The sequence below is a fragment of the Lutibaculum baratangense AMV1 genome (genome assembly GCF_000496075.1).
In the GTDB taxonomy this organism is placed as follows: Bacteria; Pseudomonadota; Alphaproteobacteria; order Rhizobiales; family Tepidamorphaceae; genus Lutibaculum; species Lutibaculum baratangense.
Genome location: NZ_AWXZ01000005.1, coordinates 20,245 through 40,322 on the forward strand (window position 1 = coordinate 20,245; position 20,078 = coordinate 40,322).

The 20,078-nt window shown below is 68.3% G+C and carries 20 protein-coding genes; 15 read left to right on the forward strand and 5 right to left on the reverse strand.

What is annotated here, in order from left to right; translation table 11 throughout:
- Positions 1 to 74: 74 nt before the first annotated feature.
- The 5 genes from N177_RS00475 (at position 75) to N177_RS00495 (ending at position 5,312) form a co-directional block, all read left to right on the forward strand.
- Positions 75 to 1,175: an ABC transporter permease gene (locus tag N177_RS00475; protein ID WP_051402189.1), complete on the forward strand. Its 1,101-nt coding sequence runs from the start codon at positions 75 to 77 to the stop codon at positions 1,173 to 1,175.
- Complete coding sequence (locus tag N177_RS00480) at positions 1,172 to 2,155, forward strand: ABC transporter ATP-binding protein (RefSeq protein ID WP_023430255.1); 984 nt, start codon at positions 1,172 to 1,174, stop codon at positions 2,153 to 2,155. The genes N177_RS00475 and N177_RS00480 overlap by 4 nt, the downstream gene beginning before the upstream one ends.
- The gene (locus tag N177_RS00485) at positions 2,152 to 2,877 is read left to right on the forward strand and encodes an ABC transporter permease (RefSeq protein ID WP_023430256.1); all 726 of its coding nucleotides are present in this window, start codon (positions 2,152 to 2,154) and stop codon (positions 2,875 to 2,877) included. The genes N177_RS00480 and N177_RS00485 overlap by 4 nt, the downstream gene beginning before the upstream one ends.
- Positions 2,878 to 3,162: 285 nt before the next feature.
- Positions 3,163 to 4,590 carry an alpha,alpha-trehalose-phosphate synthase (UDP-forming) gene (locus tag N177_RS00490; RefSeq protein ID WP_081718296.1) on the forward strand — a complete coding sequence of 476 codons (1,428 nt, stop codon included), beginning with the start codon at positions 3,163 to 3,165 and terminating at the stop codon, positions 4,588 to 4,590.
- Between the two features lie 125 nt (positions 4,591 to 4,715).
- Positions 4,716 to 5,312 (forward strand): L,D-transpeptidase, encoded by a 597-nt coding sequence (locus N177_RS00495; protein WP_040484873.1) that lies wholly within the window; start codon positions 4,716 to 4,718, stop codon positions 5,310 to 5,312.
- Between the two features lie 74 nt (positions 5,313 to 5,386).
- Here the strand turns inward: N177_RS00495 and N177_RS00500 are convergent, their stop codons facing one another.
- Positions 5,387 to 5,791, reverse strand: coding sequence for a DUF3775 domain-containing protein (locus N177_RS00500; RefSeq protein ID WP_040484874.1), 405 nt, complete (start codon positions 5,789 to 5,791; stop codon positions 5,387 to 5,389).
- Positions 5,792 to 5,901: 110 nt separating this feature from the next.
- Here N177_RS00500 and phoR point away from each other — a divergent pair, with 110 nt between their 5' ends.
- Positions 5,902 to 7,236: a phosphate regulon sensor histidine kinase PhoR gene (phoR, locus tag N177_RS00505; protein ID WP_023430260.1), complete on the forward strand. Its 1,335-nt coding sequence runs from the start codon at positions 5,902 to 5,904 to the stop codon at positions 7,234 to 7,236.
- A 190-nt stretch (positions 7,237 to 7,426) separates the two neighbouring features.
- Here the strand turns inward: phoR and N177_RS00510 are convergent, their stop codons facing one another.
- Entirely contained in the window at positions 7,427 to 7,969 is a 543-nt protein-coding gene (locus N177_RS00510; protein ID WP_040484890.1) for a GcrA family cell cycle regulator, read from the reverse strand.
- 343 nt (positions 7,970 to 8,312) lie between these two features.
- Here N177_RS00510 and N177_RS00515 point away from each other — a divergent pair, with 343 nt between their 5' ends.
- From N177_RS00515 to N177_RS00525, 3 genes are read left to right on the forward strand one after another with little or no spacing between them, the layout of a single operon-like run.
- The gene (locus N177_RS00515) at positions 8,313 to 9,509 is read left to right on the forward strand and encodes an aspartate aminotransferase family protein (protein WP_040484875.1); all 1,197 of its coding nucleotides are present in this window, start codon (positions 8,313 to 8,315) and stop codon (positions 9,507 to 9,509) included.
- Positions 9,509 to 10,426, forward strand: coding sequence for an ornithine carbamoyltransferase (argF, locus tag N177_RS00520; protein WP_040484891.1), 918 nt, complete (start codon positions 9,509 to 9,511; stop codon positions 10,424 to 10,426). The genes N177_RS00515 and argF overlap by 1 nt, the downstream gene beginning before the upstream one ends.
- Complete coding sequence (locus N177_RS00525) at positions 10,426 to 11,406, forward strand: Hsp33 family molecular chaperone (RefSeq protein ID WP_023430265.1); 981 nt, start codon at positions 10,426 to 10,428, stop codon at positions 11,404 to 11,406. Before argF ends, N177_RS00525 begins: the two co-directional genes overlap by 1 nt.
- Positions 11,407 to 11,436: 30 nt before the next feature.
- Here the strand turns inward: N177_RS00525 and argE are convergent, their stop codons facing one another.
- From argE to fdxA, 3 genes are all read right to left on the reverse strand, one after another.
- Positions 11,437 to 12,603, reverse strand: a complete 1,167-nt coding sequence (argE, locus tag N177_RS00530; RefSeq protein ID WP_023430266.1) for an acetylornithine deacetylase — start codon at positions 12,601 to 12,603, stop codon at positions 11,437 to 11,439.
- A 95-nt stretch (positions 12,604 to 12,698) separates the two neighbouring features.
- Positions 12,699 to 13,514, reverse strand: coding sequence for a ferredoxin--NADP reductase (locus N177_RS00535; RefSeq protein WP_040484892.1), 816 nt, complete (start codon positions 13,512 to 13,514; stop codon positions 12,699 to 12,701).
- A gap of 76 nt (positions 13,515 to 13,590) precedes the next feature.
- A complete protein-coding gene (gene fdxA, locus N177_RS00540) occupies positions 13,591 to 13,926 on the reverse strand; it encodes a ferredoxin FdxA (RefSeq protein ID WP_023430268.1) in 336 nt (111 codons plus the stop codon).
- 128 nt (positions 13,927 to 14,054) lie between these two features.
- Here fdxA and N177_RS00545 point away from each other — a divergent pair, with 128 nt between their 5' ends.
- The 6 genes from N177_RS00545 (at position 14,055) to N177_RS00570 (ending at position 20,043) form a co-directional block, all read left to right on the forward strand.
- Positions 14,055 to 14,402: a gamma-butyrobetaine hydroxylase-like domain-containing protein gene (locus N177_RS00545; RefSeq protein ID WP_023430269.1), complete on the forward strand. Its 348-nt coding sequence runs from the start codon at positions 14,055 to 14,057 to the stop codon at positions 14,400 to 14,402.
- Positions 14,403 to 14,468: 66 nt separating this feature from the next.
- Positions 14,469 to 16,205: a fumarate reductase/succinate dehydrogenase flavoprotein subunit gene (locus N177_RS00550; RefSeq protein ID WP_023430270.1), complete on the forward strand. Its 1,737-nt coding sequence runs from the start codon at positions 14,469 to 14,471 to the stop codon at positions 16,203 to 16,205.
- 29 nt (positions 16,206 to 16,234) lie between these two features.
- Positions 16,235 to 16,468, forward strand: a complete 234-nt coding sequence (locus N177_RS00555) for a 4Fe-4S dicluster domain-containing protein (protein ID WP_023430271.1) — start codon at positions 16,235 to 16,237, stop codon at positions 16,466 to 16,468.
- A 7-nt stretch (positions 16,469 to 16,475) separates the two neighbouring features.
- Positions 16,476 to 17,429 carry a HEAT repeat domain-containing protein gene (locus N177_RS00560; protein ID WP_023430272.1) on the forward strand — a complete coding sequence of 318 codons (954 nt, stop codon included), beginning with the start codon at positions 16,476 to 16,478 and terminating at the stop codon, positions 17,427 to 17,429.
- A gap of 201 nt (positions 17,430 to 17,630) precedes the next feature.
- Positions 17,631 to 18,359 (forward strand): GntR family transcriptional regulator, encoded by a 729-nt coding sequence (locus N177_RS00565; protein WP_023430273.1) that lies wholly within the window; start codon positions 17,631 to 17,633, stop codon positions 18,357 to 18,359.
- Between the two features lie 364 nt (positions 18,360 to 18,723).
- Entirely contained in the window at positions 18,724 to 20,043 is a 1,320-nt protein-coding gene (locus tag N177_RS00570) for an ABC transporter substrate-binding protein (protein ID WP_023430274.1), read from the forward strand.
- Positions 20,044 to 20,078: the final 35 nt, after the last annotated feature.

Consider the following 20,078-nt stretch of genomic DNA (forward strand, 5'->3'; position numbering starts at 1 on the left):
CCGTTCCACTGCAGCGGCGCGCCGGGAGCGGCGCGCCCTTTTCGCATGCGGCCCTCGTCTACGCGGTTCCGTGCGTGCTCGCGCTCCTTGCGCTGCCCTTCCTCAGCTTCCGGCCGAACCGCATCGTCTCCGGAGAGGGCGTGCAGGTCTGGGACGTCGCGGAGGGCTGGGGGCTCGTCGGCACCGCCGCCCTGTTCGTCCTAGCCGGCGCGACCGTCCTTGCCGGCCGGCAGGCCGCACGGGCGCTGCTCGGCTTCCTCGGTGTCGCCCTGGCCATGGCGGTCGCCGGCGCCGGAGCGAAAGACCTGATGGCCGACGCACCGCAATTCGCCAGGGTCTCGCTCGGCGGTGGCTTCTGGCTATCCTGTGCGTTCTTCGCGCTCGCGGCGGCAGACGCGCTGATGCGGCTCGATCTGCGCCCGCTCGTCCGGCTCGCAGTCGCGGGGTTCGTGGCGGCGGCGCTCGCCGCGGCGCTCGCCAGCGGCTGGTTCGACAGCCTCTCGCTCATGCAGGAATACCGGGCCAACGCAGACACGTTCGCGGCCGCGTTTCGCGGGCACCTGATCCTCGTGGGCGGCAGCCTCCTTCCCGCGCTCGCCATCGGCTTGCCGCTCGGCTGGCTGTGCCACGTCTCGTCCCGCGCCCGGGCCGTCGCCGTGCCGATCCTGAACATCCTCCAGACGACGCCGTCGATCGCGATGTTCGGCCTCCTCATGATCCCGCTGGCCGCGCTCGTCGCCGCCATTCCGGAGCTGAGGCGGTTCGGGATCGCGGGGATCGGCGTGACCCCTGCGCTGATCGCCCTGACGCTCTACTCGCTCCTGCCCGTCGTGGCGAACACGATGGCGGGCTTCCGGGCCGTTCCGGTCGAGACGCGCGAGGCCGGCCGCGCCATGGGGATGACGCGCTGGACGCTGCTGCGTCAGGTCGAGCTGCCGCTTGCGGCGCCCGTCATCCTCACGGGCGTGCGGATCGTCGTCGTGCAGAATATCGGGCTCGCCGCTGTGGCGGCGCTCATCGGCGGCGGCGGTTTCGGGACGCTCGTCTTCCGCGGCATGGGGCAGACCGCCATGGACCTCGTGCTTCTCGGCACGCTCCCCATCATCGCGATGGCGATCGTCGCGACGATCCTCTTCGACGCCGCGATCGACACGATGCAGCGGAGGCGCCCGTGATCGAGGTGCGAGAGCTCACGAAGCGCTTCGGAGACCGTATCGCCGTGGACGGCATCAGCTTCGAGGTCAGGGACGGCTGCGTCCTCGCGCTCGTCGGCACGTCCGGCTGCGGCAAGTCGACGACATTGCGCATGATCAACCGGCTCGTCGACCCGAGCTCCGGCGAGGTCATGATCGACGGCCGCAACGCGCTCGACATGCCTCTCGAGCAGCTTCGTCTCGGCATCGGCTACGTCATCCAGGGGATCGGGCTGTTCCCGCACTGGACCGTCGCCCGGAACGTTGCGACCGTGCCGCGGCTCATGGGCTGGGAGCGGGAGAGGATCGAGGCTCGCGTGAGCGAGCTTCTGGAGCTCTTCCAGCTCGACCCGGGCGAGTTCGCCGGCAAGTACCCTTCGGAGCTCTCGGGCGGCCAGCAGCAGCGCGTCGGCGTCGCCCGCGCCATCGCGGCGGAGCCTGCCGTCCTGCTGATGGACGAGCCGTTCGGCGCGCTCGATCCGATCACCCGGCAGCGGCTGCAGGCCGAGTTCGCGGCGATCCAGCGGCGGCGGCGCATGACCGTGATCCTCGTGACCCACGACATGGACGAGGCGTTCAAGCTCGCCGACACCATCGCCGTCATGGACGAGGGCAGGATCCTGCAGATCGCGAGCCCGGAAGAGCTTCTGCGCGAGCCGCGCCAGGGCTTCGTGCGCACCCTTGTCGGGCTCGACGACCGGGCCCTGCGGATCCTGTCGCTCCACACCGTCGACGAGATCCGCCGCGAGCCGACCGGGCGCTGGGAGGTGCGGGGCGAGACCTTGATCGACCGCGAGAGCGGTCGGGCCGTGAACGGTCTCGGCGCCGGCGACACGCTGCGCGAGGCGGCCTCCCGGATCATCTGGGAGGCCGTGGAGACGCTGCCTGTTTTGGAGGCAGGATCGGTCGTCGGAGAGGTCCGCGCGGACGACGTCTGGGCCGCCGGCGGCCGCCGGGCATGAGGCGGGGGCGTCTCATCGGCCTCGCCGTGGCGCTCGCGCTCTTCCTGGCGCTCGCCCTCCAGCCGGGCCTGTTCACGCCGCTCCTGTCGCTCCTCGTGGAACCCGGCACGCCGCTCGTCTACACCAGGCAGTCGCTGATCGCGCTGGCGGTCTGGCATATCGCCGTCGTGGCGAGCGCGGAGGCCGTCGCGGTGATCGTCGCGGTGGCACTCGGTATTCTCGTGACACGGGAAAAAGGCGCCGAGTTCATGACGCTCGCGCGCATGACCTCCAATCTCGGCCAGACTTTCCCGCCCATCGCGGTGCTGGCGATGACGGTGCCCCTCGTCGGTTTCGGCTTCCAGCCGACCTTCATCGCGCTGGCCGCCTATGGCCTCCTGCCGGTCTTCGAGAACACGGTGGCGGGCCTGCGCGGCGTGCCGGCGACGACGCTCGAGGCGGCGCGGGGCATGGGCATGTCGAAGCGGGCCATTCTCATGCAGGTCGAGCTGCCGCTCGCCGCTCCCGTCATCCTCGCGGGCATCCGGATCTCGACGATCATCAATATCGGGACTGCGACGATCGGCAGCACCGTCGGTGCGAAGGGCCTCGGCGAGGTGATCATCGCCGGCCTGCAGGCCGGCAACGCAGCCTATGTGCTTCAGGGAGCTATGCTTGTCGCGCTGATGGCGGTCTGCTTCGATCTCGCCTTCCGATCCCTCGAGCGCCGCGCCTTCGCCTGAGCCCGGCCCGTCGGCACGCCCTGCCTATTGTTTGCCGTTTCGCTGCGCGCGTTGTTTCGACAGAATGGGACGGGCCGGGACCTCGAAGGCAGGCGAAGGAGACTTCCCGATGCTTGGAAAGCATGGCGCAACGACTGCACACGCTGCTTTCTGTCAGCTTTCCGACCAAGCATTTCGGGAACCCTGCTCACCCGCCGCCTGTTTAGCATCCGTGACGGTCCCGTCGCACCTTGATGGCATGCTCTCAGCCTGCCCAAGAACGTGGCGATAAGAATAGGTGGGGAAATGCGGCTTGTAGTTGTGTCGAATCGTGTGGCGCTACCCCAGAAGGGCGCTCAGCCCGGCGGGATGGCGGTGGCTCTGAACGACACGCTGAAGGCCGACGGTGGCATCTGGTTCGGCTGGGGAGGGGACTTCGCCGCAAGCGACCAGGCGAGTTCGGTTCAGGTCCAGAAGGCGGAGGGCGTCACCTACATCACGGTGTCCCTGACGAAGGAGCTCTTCAACCAGTACTACGCCGGCTATTCGAACTCGGTCCTCTGGCCCCTCTGCCATTCCCGCACTGACCTCGTCGACTATGGCTCCCGCGACCTCGCGGGCTACCGGCAGACGAACAAGCTCTTCGCGCAGTGCCTGAACCCCTTCCTGCAGGAAGACGACCTGATCTGGATCCACGACTATCATCTCATCCCGCTCGCGGCGGAGCTGAGGTCGTGGGGGATCCAGAACCGCATCGGCTTCTTCCTCCACATTCCCGTGCCGCCGCCCCAGCTGATGCAGACGCTGCCGGATCACGAGGTCATCGCCCGGACCCTCGCGGCGTACGACCTGATCGGCCTGCAGACCGAGCGGGACTGCCGCAACCTCATCGAGTATTTCCAGATGCAGTTCGGCGCGGTCGAGCTGTCGGCCACGCGCATCTCCGTCTTCGGCAAGACGCTCGCCATCCAGGCCTTCCCGATCGGGATCGACGTCGAGGCTTTCCAGAAGGCGACGGAGACGACGCCGCCGGACCACTCGGTGGAGCGCTTCCGCAAGCTCGCCAGCCGTCACGGCATGCTGATCGGCGTCGACCGACTGGATTACTCGAAGGGCTTGCCCCAGAAGTTCCGCGCCTTCGAGCGGTTCCTCTCCGATCCCGCGAACCTCGCGGGGCGCGCCGTGCTGACGCAGATCGCGCCGCTCTCGCGCGCCGACATCGACGCCTATGCGAGCCTGCGGGAGGAGCTCGAGCAGATCACGGGCCGCATCCTGGGCTCCTATGGCGACCTCGACTGGACGCCGCTCTTCTACCTCAACAGGGGATACAGCCGGGAGTGCCTCGCGCATTTCTTCCGCATGAGCGACGCCGCGCTCGTGACGCCCCTGGCGGACGGCATGAACCTCGTCGCGAAGGAGTTCATCGCCGCCCAGGACCCGAAGGATCCGGGCGTGCTCATCCTGTCGCGCTTCGCTGGCGCGGCGGAGCAGATGGACAGCGCCCTCCTCGTCAACCCCTACGACGAGCGGGAGATCGCGAACGCCATCGGCGAAGCGCTCGTGATGCCGGTGTCGGAGCGGCGGGAGCGCTATTCGGACCTCATGGAGGTCGTGCGCAACACCGACGTGCGGAAGTGGGCGCGCGAGTATCTGGCCGTGCTGAAGTCCCCCGGTAATCCTCGGATCAGGCTCATCTCGCCCGGCGACTCCGGTTCGTCCGGCCGCGTGGCCTGAGCATCGCCCGCTTGTTGCGCTGCAGCCACGGCTGCTGTCGGCCTTCGCGGCGGACGCGGTATGGTGATGCCCGGTTAACCAATCCGGCCTAAATACGCTTCCGGGCACCGAAGGGGGCGTTCAACATGAATTCTGACCAATCCACGCCGCGCCATCCTGGCCGGCGCATGTTCCTGGGCGGCGCGCTCGCATTCGCGGCGGCTGCCGCGGCCTGTACGCCGCAGCAGGGCGGCCTGACGAGCTATGCCGGGCTCGACCCGCGCTTCGCGCGGCGCCAGGTCGACTATGCCGGCAAGGAGAAGCCGGGCACGATCGTCGTCGACACGTCGGAGCGGTATCTCTACTTCGTGGAGCCGGGCGGCAAGGCGACGCGCTACGGCATCGGCGTCGGCCGCGAAGGCGCCGCCTGGGCCGGCACGGCCTATGTCGGCCGCAAGGAAGAGTGGCCTCGCTGGACGCCGACCGCGAACATGATCGCGCGCGATTCCCGGCTCCTGCAATATGCCGGCGGCGTGGAGGGCGGCGAGCACAACCCGCTCGGCGCCCGCGCCCTCTACCTCTATCGCGGCGGACGGGACACGATGTACCGCCTGCACGGCACGAACGCGCCCTGGTCGATCGGCCAGGCCTCGTCCTCGGGCTGCATCCGGCTCCTCAACGAGGACGTGATGCACCTTTACGAGCGCGTGCCGATGGGCTCGAGGGTCATCGTGCGTCGCTGACGCCGGTCGGGCGGCGGAGCCGGCTCCGCCGCCAACTCACCTGGGGCCGCCACGGCCGCGGCCGGAAACGCGGCCTATAGCCGGTCGGCCTCGACGTCGGCGCACGAGAAGCCGAGCATGTCGAGCCCCTGCTCGATATAGTCCGCCAGAAGCGGCATCTCCAGGAGGTAGCGGCCCGTGTGGTTGCTGTGGGCCTCGCTCGCCTGGCGCACGAGATCCTGCCAGTCCTCGCGGGTGTAGTCGCCGCGTCCGAGCCACGCGATCGCCACGAGCTCGACCTGCGCGTCGATGTTCAGCCCGTCGATGAAGCCGACGAGCTCGTCTTCCACCGGGTCGCTCGGCGCGTCCTCGAGGGTCGAGATCATGTTGTCGTCGATGGGGTTCGAGCCGTCCTCGGTTTCGGAGTCGACGTCCTTCGCGTCGAACTCCCGCGCCTTCACAACAACGTAACATGCCTGTTCGAGAGATAAGGAGATCATCGTGGGCTATTGCGTCCTGTCTTGATTCGCCTTCGTCGTGGGCAGAGATATGGGCGAGCAGCCGGTGCCGCCAAGGGCAAGCTTGGCCGCCGGTCCAGCAGGAGTCGATCGTGACACTGCCGTCCGAATCCAGTGGATCCCGTGAGGCCCGGCCGACCGGAAGCCCGCGCCTTCGCCTGGCGGTCGCGCTGGGCGCGATGGCGGGCCTCTTCCTGCTGCTCATGCTCTCCGGGGCGCTTCATCCCTGGATCGCCGTCTTGTCTTTCTTGACTGCGGCCGCGGTCGTCTCGGCCGCATGGCCGGTGCTCGGCGGCCACATCCCGGCCACCGCGCCTACTCCGAACGTGATCGCCGGCACCGACCGTTCCGATCTCCTCGCCTTCGCGGAGGCGCTCCCGGACCCGTGCCTGCTGGTCGACCGCTACATGCGTGTGCGCCACCAGAACGGCGCGGCGGCCGAGCTTCTCGGCAAGGTGGAATCCACCCAGCCGCTGAACTTCGTCTTGCGTGCGCCCGAGGTGTCCGAAGCCGTGCTCGAGGTGGTGAAGGGGCGAGGGCCCCGCGTCGTCACCTATTTCGAGAAGGTCCCGGTCGACCGCTGGTTCGAGGCGACGGTGCGCAGGGTGACGCGCGAGCAGGGCCCGCAGGAGTTGTTCCTCGTCCTCCTGCGCGACCTGACGGAGGCGCAGCGTGTCGAGCGCATGCGGGCGGATTTCGTCGCGAATGCGAGCCACGAGCTCAGGACGCCGCTCGCTTCGCTGATCGGCTTCATCGAGACGCTGCAGGGACCGGCACGGAACGACGCGAAGGCGCGCGAGCGCTTCCTCGAGGTCATGGCCGTCCAGGCCCGGCGCATGTCGCGCCTCATAGACGACCTCATGTCGCTGAGCCGGATCGAGCTGAAGGCGCATATGCGGCCGGGCACGGTCGTCGACCTTGCGCCGATCGTGGAGCACGTCGCCGAGGCGATGCAGCCGCTCGCCGCGGGACAGGGCGTCGAGATCCGGGTCGAGGTGCGTGAGCGGCCGGTCCAGGTGGTGGGAGATCGCGACGAGCTGGCCCAGGTCTTCCAGAACCTCATCCACAACGCCGTCAAGTACGGCCATTCCGGTGGCTCGGTCGAGATCGAGCTGCGTCGCCAGGCGCGGGGGGGCACGCGGCCCGAGGCCGCCGTCGTCACCGTGCGCGATCACGGTCCGGGCATACCGCCTGAACACATCCCGCGCCTGACGGAGCGCTTCTACCGGGTGGACGTGGCCTCGAGCCGCGACAAGGGCGGAACCGGCCTCGGCCTCGCCATCGTGAAGCACATCATGACGCGCCATCGCGGCCAGTTGACGATCGAGAGCGAGGTCGGGAAGGGGGCGGCCTTCTCCGTGTTCCTCGACGTCGCCGGCGGGAGGGGGAAGGACGTCGCCGCGGCGACCCCGATGGCGGCCGAGTGACCGAGGCCGGGTGAGCGCTCCGGCTGCCTCGGGCACCCGTCCTCGAGCTTCATCGAGGGCGCGGACGCCCCGTCATCCGCATGCCGCCGGGCTTGACGTCCCCGCGAGGGTCGAAGCGGATTATGTCCGGGAACGGAGCGCGGCCCGGCCTCCGCTGGCCGGGCCGCCGACACTCTGGGCCGCCTGGGCTTCAGTGGGCCTTGCGCCGGCGGTCGGTGACCGGCTGGTAGGCCTGCGCCGCATGGCGCTCGCAGTAAGGCGAGCCGGCCTTCGAGCGGCAGCCGCAGAAATGGAAGTCGCTGCTTGTGGGATCGCCGATCGGCCACTTGCAGGTGTGCTCGTTGAGGTCGAGGATCGTCGCGCGCCGCTCCGACGGGACCGGAAACTCCTCGACAGTCGCCGGGGCGCGGAAGGGGCGAACCTCGGCCTCGGGCTGCGGCTCGGCATAGGCGAAGGTCTCGGCCTTGAGCGCCGTGTTCCCTACCATCCGCGCGGCCATGGCCGGCTGCGGCACCGCCGCCTGCGGCCGGGGGACGGAGGGGCGCCGCGCCTTCTGCGGGCGCGGCGCGGTCGGACGGACCGCCTTGGCGCGGCCGGAAAGGCCCAGGCGGTGCACCTTGCCGATCACCGCATTGCGCGTGACGTTGCCGAGTTCCGAGGCGATCTGGCTCGCGCTCAGCCCGTCCGTCCACAGTTTCTTGAGAAGCTCAACGCGTTCCTCGGTCCAAGACATCCGCCGCTCCATCTTGCTCATCCGAGGGCGGAATCCGTTCCCGTTGCGGGAGATGCCTCTGCCGCCGCCACAGGAGCCTCATTGTCGAGGAGATGATCCGCCGCACAAAATATCGTGTCTTACAGCAGAAAACCTACTATATGCCCGGACTCGCCGACAACCCTGCCTCAACCTTTTCGTAACGTTTTCCCCCAGAAAGCTCCCGAGGTGATTCGCAAGAGCAACAGGTGACGTAACGGCATTTCCGCTGCATTGACCGCCAACCGGGGATTCCCGTATTCTCTCCGCCTTTCGTGCCGCGCGTTTGCGGCACGTTTCGTTTCAAACTCTGGGACATTCCGCCGTGACGCACGCTCTTTACCCGACCTTCGCGCGGGCTCCTCTGTCGTTCGAGAGGGGCGAGGGAGCGCGATTGTTCACGGCGGATGGTCAGGAGTATCTCGACTTCGCGGCCGGCATCGCCGTCAACTCCCTCGGTCACTGCCATCCCCACCTCGTCGAGGCCCTGACGGAGCAGGCCCGCAAGGTCTGGCACGTCTCCAACCTGTTCGAGATCCCCGACCAGACGCGGCTCGGCGAGCGGCTCGTGGCCGCGACCTTCGCCGACCATGTCTTCTTCTGCAATTCGGGCGCGGAGGCGCTCGAATGTGCGATCAAGACCGCGCGGCGCTACCACTATGCGTCGGGTTCGCCCGAGCGGTACCGCATCGTCACCTTCGAGGGCGCCTTCCACGGCCGGACCATGGCGACGATCGCGGCCGGCGGGCAGCCGAAATATCTGGAAGGCTTCGGCCCGAAGCTCGAGGGCTTCGACCAGGTGCCGTTCGGGGACCTCAAGGCCGTGCGCCAGGCGGTGGGGCCGGAGACGGCCGCCATTCTCGTCGAGCCGGTGCAGGGAGAGGGCGGTCTGCGGCCCGCGGACCCGGCCTTCCTGCGGGCCCTGCGCGAGATCTGCGACGAGAACGGCATCCTCCTCGTGCTCGACGAGGTGCAGTCGGGCGTCGGGCGGACGGGCAAGCTCTTCGCCTATGAGTGGGCGGGCATCGAGCCGGACGTCATGGCGATCGCGAAGGGCATCGGCGGCGGCTTCCCCCTCGGGGCCTGCCTCGCCACCGAGGAGGCCGCAAAGGGCATGCAGCCCGGCACGCACGGCACGACGTTCGGCGGCAATCCGCTCGCCATGGCGGTCGGCAACGCGGTGCTCGACGTGGTGCTCGAGCCGGGCTTCCTGCAGCACGTCGCCGATATCGGCCTCAGGTTGCGCCAGGGCCTCGCCCGCCTCGTCGACACCCATCCCGACCTGCTCGAGGACGTGCGCGGCACGGGCCTGATGCTCGGCCTGAAGGCGCGGATCCCGAACAAGGACCTCATCGCCGCGCTGCGCGACCAGCACTTCCTCGCGGTCGCCGCGGGCGACAACGTGGTGCGTCTCCTGCCGCCCCTGACCATCGGTCAGGCGGAGGTCGACGAGGCGCTTCAGAAGATCGATCAGGCGTGCGAGGCGGTCCGGGCCGCCCCGGCCGCCCAGGGTGCAGCATGATGACAAAGCCGGTTCGCCATTTCGTCGACCTGACAGAGATCGCCGCCGAGGATCTGCGGGGCATTCTCGACAACAGCCTCGCGATGAAGAAGCGCGGCCGCAACGGCGCCCGCCCGCTCGAGGGCCGCACGCTCGCGATGATCTTCGACAAGCCGTCGACGAGGACGCGCGTCTCCTTCGACGTCGCCATGCGCCAGCTCGGCGGCGAGGCGATCTTCCTCACCGGCAAGGAGATGCAGCTCGGCCGCGGCGAGACGATCGCCGACACCGCGCGCGTCCTGTCGCGCTACGTCGACGCCATCATGATCCGCCTTCTCGAGCACGACGACGTCCGCGAGCTCGCCCGCCACGCCACCGTGCCGGTGATCAACGGCCTGACGCGGCTGTCGCATCCCTGCCAGATCATGGCGGACGTCCTCACCTTCGAGGAGCATCTGGGGCCGATCACCGGCCGCACCGTCACGTGGTCGGGCGACTGCAACAACGTCACGGCGTCGTGGATCCACGCGGCCGAGCGCTTCGACTTCAGCCTGAGGATCGCGGCGCCGAGGGAGCTGCGGCCCAGTCGGGAGCTGATCGACTGGATCGAACGCGAGAAGGTGAAGGTCTCGCTGTTCGACGACCCGTTCGAGGCCGTGGACGGCTCCGACTGCGTCGTCACCGACACCTGGGTCTCGATGGGGGACGAGGAGGCCGAGCGCCGCCACAACCTCCTCAAGCCCTACCAGGTGAACGAGAGGCTGATGAAGGCTGCGAACCCGCAGGCGATCTTCATGCACTGCCTGCCGGCCCACCGGGGCGAGGAGGTGACGGACGGCGTCATGGACGGGCCGCAGTCGGTCGTCTTCGACGAGGCGGAGAACCGCCTGCACGCGCAGAAGGGCATCCTCGCCTGGTGCCTGGAAGGCGGGGCCTGATGGTTTCACCGGCTGAGCTGCCGGAGATCGTCCTCGACACCTCGGCCGACGACCTCGTCCTGCCGTTCTCGGTCGAGGGGCTCGACGTGCGCGGCCGCGTCGTCCGTCTCGGCGGCGCGATCGACCAGATCCTCGGCCGGCACGGCTATCCGGAGCGCGTCGCGGCGCTGCTGGCGGAAGCCGTCGCGCTGACGCTGCTCCTCGGCTCCTCCCTGAAGATCGAGGGGCGCTTCATCCTGCAGGTCCAGACGGACGGGCCGGTCTCGCTCCTCGTGGCCGATCTGACCGTGCCCGGCACGATCCGCGGCTATGCGAGCTTCGACGCCGAGGCCGTTGAGGCGGAGCCGGCGGGCGACGACCTGCCGCAGCGCCTGCTCGGCCGCGGCAACCTCGCCATGACCGTCGACCCCGGCGCCGGGATGCGGCGCTACCAGGGCATCGTGGCCCTCGACGGCGTCACGCTGCAGGAGGCGGCCCACACCTATTTCCGCCAGTCTGAGCAGATCCCAACCACCGTCCGGATCTCGGCCGGGCCGATCTACCATGGCGGCAGGGACCCCGGCACCGGCTGGCGCGCCGGCGGCATCATCATCCAGCACATGCCGGAGGGCGGGCCGGGCCGCAGCGCCGATCTCCATCCGGGCGATGCTCCCGAGGGCGCCGAGGTCCACGAGTGGGAGGAGCCCGACGAGTGGACGGAGGCGCGGCTTCTTCTCGAGACGGTCGAGATGCACGAGCTGCTCGACCCCTCGATCGCCGTCGGGCGGCTGCTTCTGAGGCTCTACCACGAGCGCGGGGTGAGGGTTTACGACCCGGTCGAGGTCATGGAGGACTGCTCCTGCTCGCGCGAGAAGATCCTCGGGGTCCTGCGAGGCTTCCCGGAGGAGGAGCGGAGCGAGATGGTGACGGAGGACGGGACGATCGAGGTCACCTGCGAGTTCTGCTCGACGCGGTACACGGTCGATCCGTCGGAGCTCTGATAGATCGGGCCACGGCGCGGCGCCTTGGCGCTACCTTCCGCGGGCCGTCTCGATCACCCGGTCGAGGAAGCGCTCGCAGGCGTGAAGCTGCGAGATCTCGATGAACTCGTCGGGCTTGTGGGCCTGCGCGATGTCGCCGGGGCCGCAGACGATGGTCGGCGCGCCCTGGGCCTGGAACACGCCCCCTTCCGTGGCGAAGGAGACGGTGCGCGTGTCGTTGCGGCCGGAGGCGCGCATCGCGAGGCGCTCGGCGGGCGAGCCGGGCTCGGGCCTCAGGCCCACGACGTGCACCATCCGCTCCGTGACGATCTCCGCCTCGGGCGCGATCTCGCGCAGCCCGGGCAGCACCTCGCTTTCGGCGAAGCGCTCGAACCCTGCCCGCATCGCCTCGGGATCCGCGCCGGGGAGGCCGCGGATCTCCCAGCTGAAGCGGCACTGGGTCGGCACGATGTTCATCGCCGTGCCGCCGCGGATCGTGCCGACATGGACGGTCGTGTAGGGCGGATCGAAGCGGCCGGAAGGATCACCCGCCGCGATCGCCGCGTCCCGCATCCTCACGAGCTCGCCGATCAGCTCGCTGGCTGCGATGATGGCGTTCGCGCCGAGATGGATGTTCGCGGAGTGGGCCGCACGGCCGGTGATCGTCGTCACGAAGTCGGAGATGCTCTTGTGCGCGTCGACGACATCCATCGTCGTCGGCTCGCCCACGATCACCGCGGACGGCATGGGCTCGCTCTCGCCCAGCGCCTTCACCAGGCTTTCGACGCCCTCGCAGCCGAGCTCCTCGTCGTAGGAGAAGGCGAGGTGGACGGGCCTCGACAGAGGTGCCGCGACGATCTCCGGCACCTTCGCGAGGCAGCAGGCGATGAAGCCCTTCATGTCGGCCGAGCCGCGACCGTAGAGCCGGCCGTCGCGCTCCGTCAGCGTGAACGGGTCGCTCGCCCAGTCCTGGTCGGCCACCGGCACGCAGTCGGTGTGGCCGGACAGCGCGATGCCGCCGTCTTCCCGGGGGCCGATCGTCGCGAAGAGGTTCGCCTTGTCCTTCTCCGGGCTCATGAACAGCCGGGAGGCGACGCCGTGCCTTCCCAGATAGGCCCGCACGAACTCGATCAGCGGCAGGTTCGACCTGCTGCTCGTCGTGTCGAAGGAGACAAGCTTCTCGAGAAGCTCGCGAGATGAAAGCGCATCGGTCGTCACGGGGAGCGTGTCCGGCTGGATTGAAGACCCGCGCGACAGTAGCGATCGGGGACCGACCGTCAATCGTCGGCGACCGTCTCCTGGCGCGGGACGGGCTACCCGACGAAGGCGCGCTCGACGACGAATTCGCCCGGCTCGTTGTTCGCCCCCTCGCGAAGACCGGCGTCGATCATCAGCTGCTTGGTATCGCGCAGCATCTCCATCGAGCCGCAGATCATCGCGCGGTCGGTCGCCGGATCGAGGGGTGGCAGGCCGAGGTCGGAGAAGAGCTTGCCGCTGGTGATCAGGTCGGTGATGCGGCCCCTGAAGGGATACTCCTCGCGCGTCACGCTCATGTAGTGGCGCAGCTGCTTCCTGGCGTAGTCCTCGCCGATCAGCGGGTCGTCCATCGTCGCGGCCACCGTCTCCTCGCCGTATCTCAGTTCGGCGACCTCGCGGCAGGTGTGGGTGAGGACGACCTCCTCGAACTTCTCGTAGGTCTCGGGATCGCGGATCAGGCTCGCGAAGGGAGCGATGCCGGTGCCGGTGGAGAACATATAGAGGCGCTTGCCGGGGATCAGCGCGTCGTTGACGAGCGTGCCCGTCGGCTTCTTGCGCATGAGGATGCCGTCACCGACCCTGATGTTCTGGAGGCGGGAGGTGAGGGGCCCGTCCGGCACCTTGATCGAGAAGAACTCGAGCTCCTCCGCCCATGCCGGGCTCGCGATCGAATAGGCGCGGTAGAGCGGCTTGCCGTCGATCATGAGGCCGATCATGACGAACTCTCCCGAGCGGAAGCGGAAGCTCGAAGGCCTCGTCGTGCGAAACCGGAACAGGCGGTCGGTGTAGTGCGTGACCTCGGTGACGCCGACGACCAGCGTGCCTTCGGGTGCCGCCGCGGCGAGTTCGTCCGCGCTGGAGGTGAGGGTCATCGTCATCGTCATCGTCTCGCTGCCTCCGTCGAGGGTCTTCCGGCGTCGAATAAGGGGCGGGTCGCGGACACTTGCCTCAGGCGGCCTCACCCGCCTTCTCGCTCAGATGTCGCTGCTTGTCCGGCCGCCCGTTCCACTCTTCGGCGTCGGGCAGAGGGTCGGTCTTCTCCGTGATCACCGGCCATATAGCAGAGAACTTGCGGTTGATCTCGAGCCAAGATGAAGCACCTTCGGCGGTGTCGGGAATGATGGCGTCGGCTGGACATTCCGGCTCGCAGACGCCGCAGTCGATGCACTCGTCTGGATGGATCACCAGCATGTTCTCCCCCTCGTAGAAGCAGTCCACGGGGCAGACTTCCACGCAGTCCGTGTACTTGCAGCGGATGCAGTTGTCGGTGACGACGAAGGTCATGGCCGCTCCAGTGCTTCGGTGGCATGGCGCCGGTGTAGCGGCCCTGGGGGCGGTGGTCTGTCAAGTTGTTGCTATCGGATCGCCCGATCGGCTGGTGTCTTGATCGTCCCACAAGGAGGACTGAGGCCATGAACACGACGGCAATCGACGCGGAGGGCGGGCGTTATCCGCTCGAGATCAGGGTTTCGAAAGACCGGGCGACGCTCACGGTGCTCTGGGACGACCGGCGCAGCGACGCGATCTCCGCCCCGAGCCTCCGCGACGCCTGCCAGTCGGCAGGCGCGAAGAGCCTGCGCCTGAAGGGCCTCGACGTGCCCGCTCGCGGCGACCTGACGGTGACGAACGTCGCTCCGCTCGGCCACTACGCCGTGAACATCACCTTCTCCGACGGCCACGACCGCGGCATCTATCCCTGGTCGCTGCTGCGCGAGCTCGGCCGTGCCCGGCAGCCAGCGGAGGCCGATGCAATTCCTTGACCGACACGCTCGCCCCGATCCGCTCGACTCCGAGTGAGGATTGAGGATCTCTTTGAGGAGGCGAGAGTGGACGAGATCAAGGACGGTCTTTCCGAGATCGAATGCGACGTCCTGGTGATCGGCGGCGGCACGGCCGGGCCGATGGCCGCCTACAAGGCGAAGATGAAGAACCCGGACGCGAAGGTCGTTCTCCTCGAGAAGGCGAACGTGAAGCGCTCGGGCGCGATCTCCATGGGGATGGACGGGCTGAACAACGCCGTCATCCCGGGCCATTCGACGCCCGAGCAGTACACGAAGGAGATCACGATCGCGAATGACGGCATCTGCGACCAGGCCGCCGTCTACAAGTACGCGCAGCACTGCTACGAGATCATCGAGGAGCTCGACAAGTTCGGCATCCGCTTCCAGAAGGACGAGAACGGCGACTACGACGTGAAGAAGGTGCACCATATCGGCACCTACGTCCTCCCGATGCCGAACGGCGAGACGGTGAAGAAGGCGCTCTACCGCCAGCTGCGCCGCGCCCGCATCCTGATCTCGAACCGGTTCATGGCGACGAGGCTCCTGAAGGGCCGGTCGGGGCGCATCGCCGGCGCCGTCGCGGTCAACACGAGGACGGCGGAGTTCCTCGTCGTGCGCGCGAAGTCCGTGATCATGAGCATGGGCGCCGCCGGCCGGCTCGGTCTGCCGACCTCCGGCTACCTCTACGGCACCTACGAGAACGCGGCGAACTCGGGCGAGGGCTATGCGATGGCCTACCACGCCGGCGCGAAGCTCGCGAACCTCGAGTGCTTCCAGATCAACCCGCTCATCAAGGACTATAACGGCCCCTCCTGCGCCTATGTCGCGGGGCCTTTCGGCGGGTTCACCGCCAACTCCCGGGGCGAGCGCTTCATCGAGTGCGACTACTGGTCGGGCCAGATGATGCAGGAGTTCTACAACGAGCTTCTCTCGGGCAACGGGCCGGTCTTCCTGAAGCTGAACCACCTGCACAAGGAGACCGCCGACCACATCGAGCAGATCCTGCACACGGTCGAGCGGCCCTCGCGCGGCCGTTTCCACGAGGGCAGGGGCACGCGCTACCACGAGACGATGATCGAGATGCACATCTCGGAGATCGGCTTCTGCTCCGGCCATTCCGCATCGGGCGTCTTCGTCGACGACTGCGCACGCACCACCGTGCCGGGCCTCTATGCCGCCGGCGACATGGCGAGCGTGCCGCACAACTACATGCTCGGGGCCTTCACGAACGGCGCCTTCGCCGGGGAGGACGCGGTCGCGTTCGCCGGCGAGGTCGACTTCGAGGACTACGATCGCGAGGAGGTGGCGCGGGAGCAGGAGCGCGTGCTCGCGCCGACGCGGCGGGAGGACGGGATTCCGCCGAACCAGATCGAGTACAAGGCCCGCCGCCTCGTGAACGACTACCTCCAGCCGCCGAAGGTCACCCGCAAGTACGAGCTCGGCCAGGCGCGGCTGGCGGAGGTGCGCGACGACATGGAGAACCACATGGTGGCGCGCGACGCGCACGAGCTGATGCGCGCGATGGAGGTGACGAGCATCCTCGACTGCGCCGACATGGCCGCCTTCGCCTCGCTCTACCGGGAGGAGAGCCGCTGGGGGCTCTATCACTGGCGGACGGACCATCCCGAGCGGAACGACGAGGAGTGGAAGTGCCACGTGCTCCTGTCGAAGCAGGACGGCCGGATGACCTGCGAGAAGCATCCGGTCCAGCCCTACATCGTCCCGATCTCCGAGGAGGAGAAGGACGCCTACTACAAGCAGCGCATCAAGGCCGAAGCCTGATCGACATCCAGAGGAAGAGGAGGCGAGCCATGCCGCTGGCCAACACATCGACGACCGTTCCGGTCCTCGTCGACGAAGGAAAGTGCATCGCAGACAAGGGCTGCACCGTCTGCGTCGACGTCTGCCCGCTCGACGTGCTCCGCATCTCGGAGCTCACGAACAAGGCCTACATGAAGTTCGACGAGTGCTGGTACTGCATGCCCTGCGAGGCCGACTGCCCGACCGGCGCGGTCACCGTCAACATCCCCTACCTTCTCAAGTGAGGCCCGCATGACCTTCGAACCGTTCGAGGCGTTCAGCGACGTCGAGGACCTCGCCGGGAAGCTGCGCGACCCCGATCCGAGCGTCCGCCGCGTGGCGGTGATGGAGCTTGCCGACACCGCCGATCCCGAGGCGGTCGCGCTGGTCGGCGGGGCCCTGAAGGACGGGAGCGCCGAGGTGCGCCTGCAGGCAGCCATCGCGCTCGGCGAGTTCGACGGCGCGGAGACGGCAGCCTGCCTCGTGGTCGGCCTCGTGGACGACGACCCGCGCGTCGCGCGCGCCGCCGCGGACAGCCTGGCCGAGCTGAAGGACCCGGTCGCCGCCGACCCGGTCTTTCCGCTCGTCGAGCACGAGCGTCCCTTCGTCAGGGCAGCGGCCCTCCGGGCCCTGAAGGAGCTTCGCCGGCGGGAATCGCTCGCCCATGGACTGCGCGCGCTCGACGATCCGGACGCGCACGTGCGGATCGAGGCGATCGGCGTGATCGGCTACCTCAAGGCGGAGGAGGCGCTGCCGGCGCTCATCGCCTCCGGAAAGGACGAGGTGCCGGAGGTGCGTCGTACAGCCGTCGGGGCGCTCGCCTTCGCGCGGTCGAGTCATGCGGGCGAGGCTCTCATGAGGGCGCTCGACGACGAGGACTGGTCGGTGCGCGAGGTCGCGGCCGAGATGCTCGGCAAGACGGGCGTCACGCGCGCCGTCGCGCCGCTGATGGCGAGGATGGACGACCGCGACTGGCAGGTGCGCGTGAAGGTCGTGCGCAGCCTCGGCCAGCTGCACGCCGTCGAGGCCGTGCCGCTGATCGCGGCCGCTCTCGGCGAGGAGGTCAGCAACCTGCGCAAGGAGGCTGCCGCCGCCCTCGGGGAGATCGCGCACCCGTCGAGCCGGCCGTATCTCGAGCGATATGCCGACGACCCCGATCCGGACGTTCGCAAGAACGTGCGCTGGGCCCTCGGCCGCATCGGCTGAGACACGGCAGCTGCGCGATGCTGCACTTGCGATATAGTATCGAGGAGATCGGGTCGGGGGTGAGCCCCCGGCCGCTTCCGTCCATGCGAGGGACCCTGCCGGCAGCGACATGACCACGTAGAAGGACGATAGAGGCTGAAGAGAGATCGCCCCATCGCTTCAGGCCTTCGACCAGGACGCGCGACACGGGAGAACGAGCCCGTGAAGGCCGCGGGCGGTCGCGCGCCCAAATATCTGGAGCTCAAGTCATGGCTCCAGCGCTCCATCCTCGAGGGGCGCTTCGCCGCCGGCACCCGGCTCCCCAGCGAGAACGAGCTCAGCCAGCTCTTCAGCGTGAGCCGCATCACCGTCCGGCAGGCTCTGGATCTGCTTCGCGAATGCGAGCTCGTGACGAGCCATCAGGGCAAGGGCTATGTCGTGCGCCCGCTGAGCGCGTTGCAGGACCTTGGCCGCCTGCAGGGCTTCGGCGAGATGATGGAGCCGCTGGGGATCGAGACCAGGTCGAAGGTGCTGAGCGCGACCGTGATCGAGGCGCCCGCGAGGGTGGCCCGCGCCCTGGCGCTGAAACGCGGCGAGGCGATCGTGAAGATCGAGCGCCTGCGCATTGCGGCCGGCGTCACCATGTCGGCGGATGTGAGCCACTTTCCTCTCGATGTCGGCGAGCCGCTCCTGGAGCTCGATCTCGAGCGGGTCGACATCTTCAAGCTGATCGAGACGCGGCTCGGTCTCGAGATCGGCTTCGCCGACATCTCGATGAGCGTCGTCGAGGCGGGCGACGACATCTGCGCCCATCTGCCGCTCGACAAGACGCGCAGCGTGATCCACATCGAGCGGCTGACGCACACGGTCGATTGCCGGCCGATCGACTACGAGAACCTGTACGCGCCCCCCGAAAGCCACCGCTTCAAGGTCCGCATTCCCCGCTGGTGAGGGACTGCGGGTTCCACGCGATCACAGCCAGGCGGCCTGGGTGCAGCCCGGCACGATCGGGCCTGACGCATACGCGCCCAGCCTTCGCCACTTGTATTACTGCCGCACGGGACTCGCTGCTCAGGGCCGCGCCAACTGCGCTCGGGGTGAGCAGCCTCCTCTGTCGATTCCCCAGGCACCACCAAGCAGTGACCACGAGGTCGCGATGTCGTTCGCGTTGGAATCTGGAGCTTTTCCAAGTTTTCGGCCGTCCCCCCGCACGTCGTTGGCACGCCGGTTGCGCCTATGAAAGGGCCATCTAGGACAACCACGAGCCTTCAGGGGGTCAGACATGCGGTACACGTCGTTGCTCACGGGTGCGGCCTTGACGGTCGTAGCAGCACTGCCGGCCTCGGCCGAGACGATCGAGATCGGCATCGGTCACCAGAGCACGGTGACGAACACGGTTCCCGGCGGGATCATCCTCGAGAGGCTCCAGCTCCTCGAGAAGCACCTGCCGACGGACGGCCGGTATGCCGACGTCGACTACCAGATCGTCTACCAGGACTACACCTCCGGCCCGCCGATCACGAACCAGATGCTGGCCGGCAAGCTCGCCTTCGGCGTCATGGGAGACTACCCGCTGATCGTGAACGGGGCGAAATTCGAGGCGTCGGGCAACGCCGTGACGCGGTTCATCGCCGTGACGGGCTACAACCTGAAGGGCACGGGCAACGGCATCGTCGTGCCCGTCGCCTCGGACGTCTATTCGCTCGAGGATCTGGCCGGCAAGACGATCTCGACGCCGGTCGGAAGTGCCGCCTGGGGGATGACGCTGAAGGCGCTGCGCGACGCCGACCTGATCGACAAGGTGAGCATCCAGAACCAGGCGCCTCCGGTGGGCGTGGCGAACATCGCGCAGGGCAAGATCGACGCCCACTCGGACTTCTGCCCCTGGTCGGAGGTCATGGAGTTCCGGGGCACGGGCCGCAAGATCTTCGACGGCAGCGAGGCCGGCATCCCGACCTTCCATGGCACGGTCGTGCTGAAGTCCTTCGCCGACGAGTATCCGGAGATCGTCCAAGCCTATATCGACGCCACGATGGAGGCTCAGGACTGGATCAGCGAGGACCCGGTCAATGCCGCCACCCAGGTGTCGGAGTGGACCGGGATCGAGAAGGAGGTGCTCTATCTCTATTTCAGCGAAGGCGGCATCTCGACCTTCGAGGCCTCGATCAAGCCGCAGTGGGTGGAGGCCCTGAAATACGACCACGCCCTCCTCGCCCGTGAGACCGATCTCACGCCGCTCGACTTCGACAGCTGGATCGACCCGACCTTCGTTCGGGCCGGCTTCGAGGCGCGCGGCCTCGACTACGAGGAGCAGCTGACGGAAGTCGTCTCCTCCGAGCCGGGGGCGCCCGGTCTCGCGCCCGCCGAGATGTGGGTCGAGGGCGAGGGCATCGAGACCTTCGACAGCATCGAGGCGATGACGGAGGCGGCCGCGTCCGTGGCGGCCGAAGGCGGTACCGTCCTCGCCACCTACGTCTACGACAAGGCGTCGGGCCTCAAGCTCTTCGGCCATGTCGCCTTCTACGTGGAGGCCGAAGGCGGCGAGCTGACGGCCTTCATGAAGAAGGGGGACGCCGACGCGTTTGCCGCGGAAACCGGCGGCGCGGTGGTCGCCTGGAACGCCATCGCCTCCTGAGGCGCGCCGCGAACCTGGCGGGCGCCGGCGCGCCC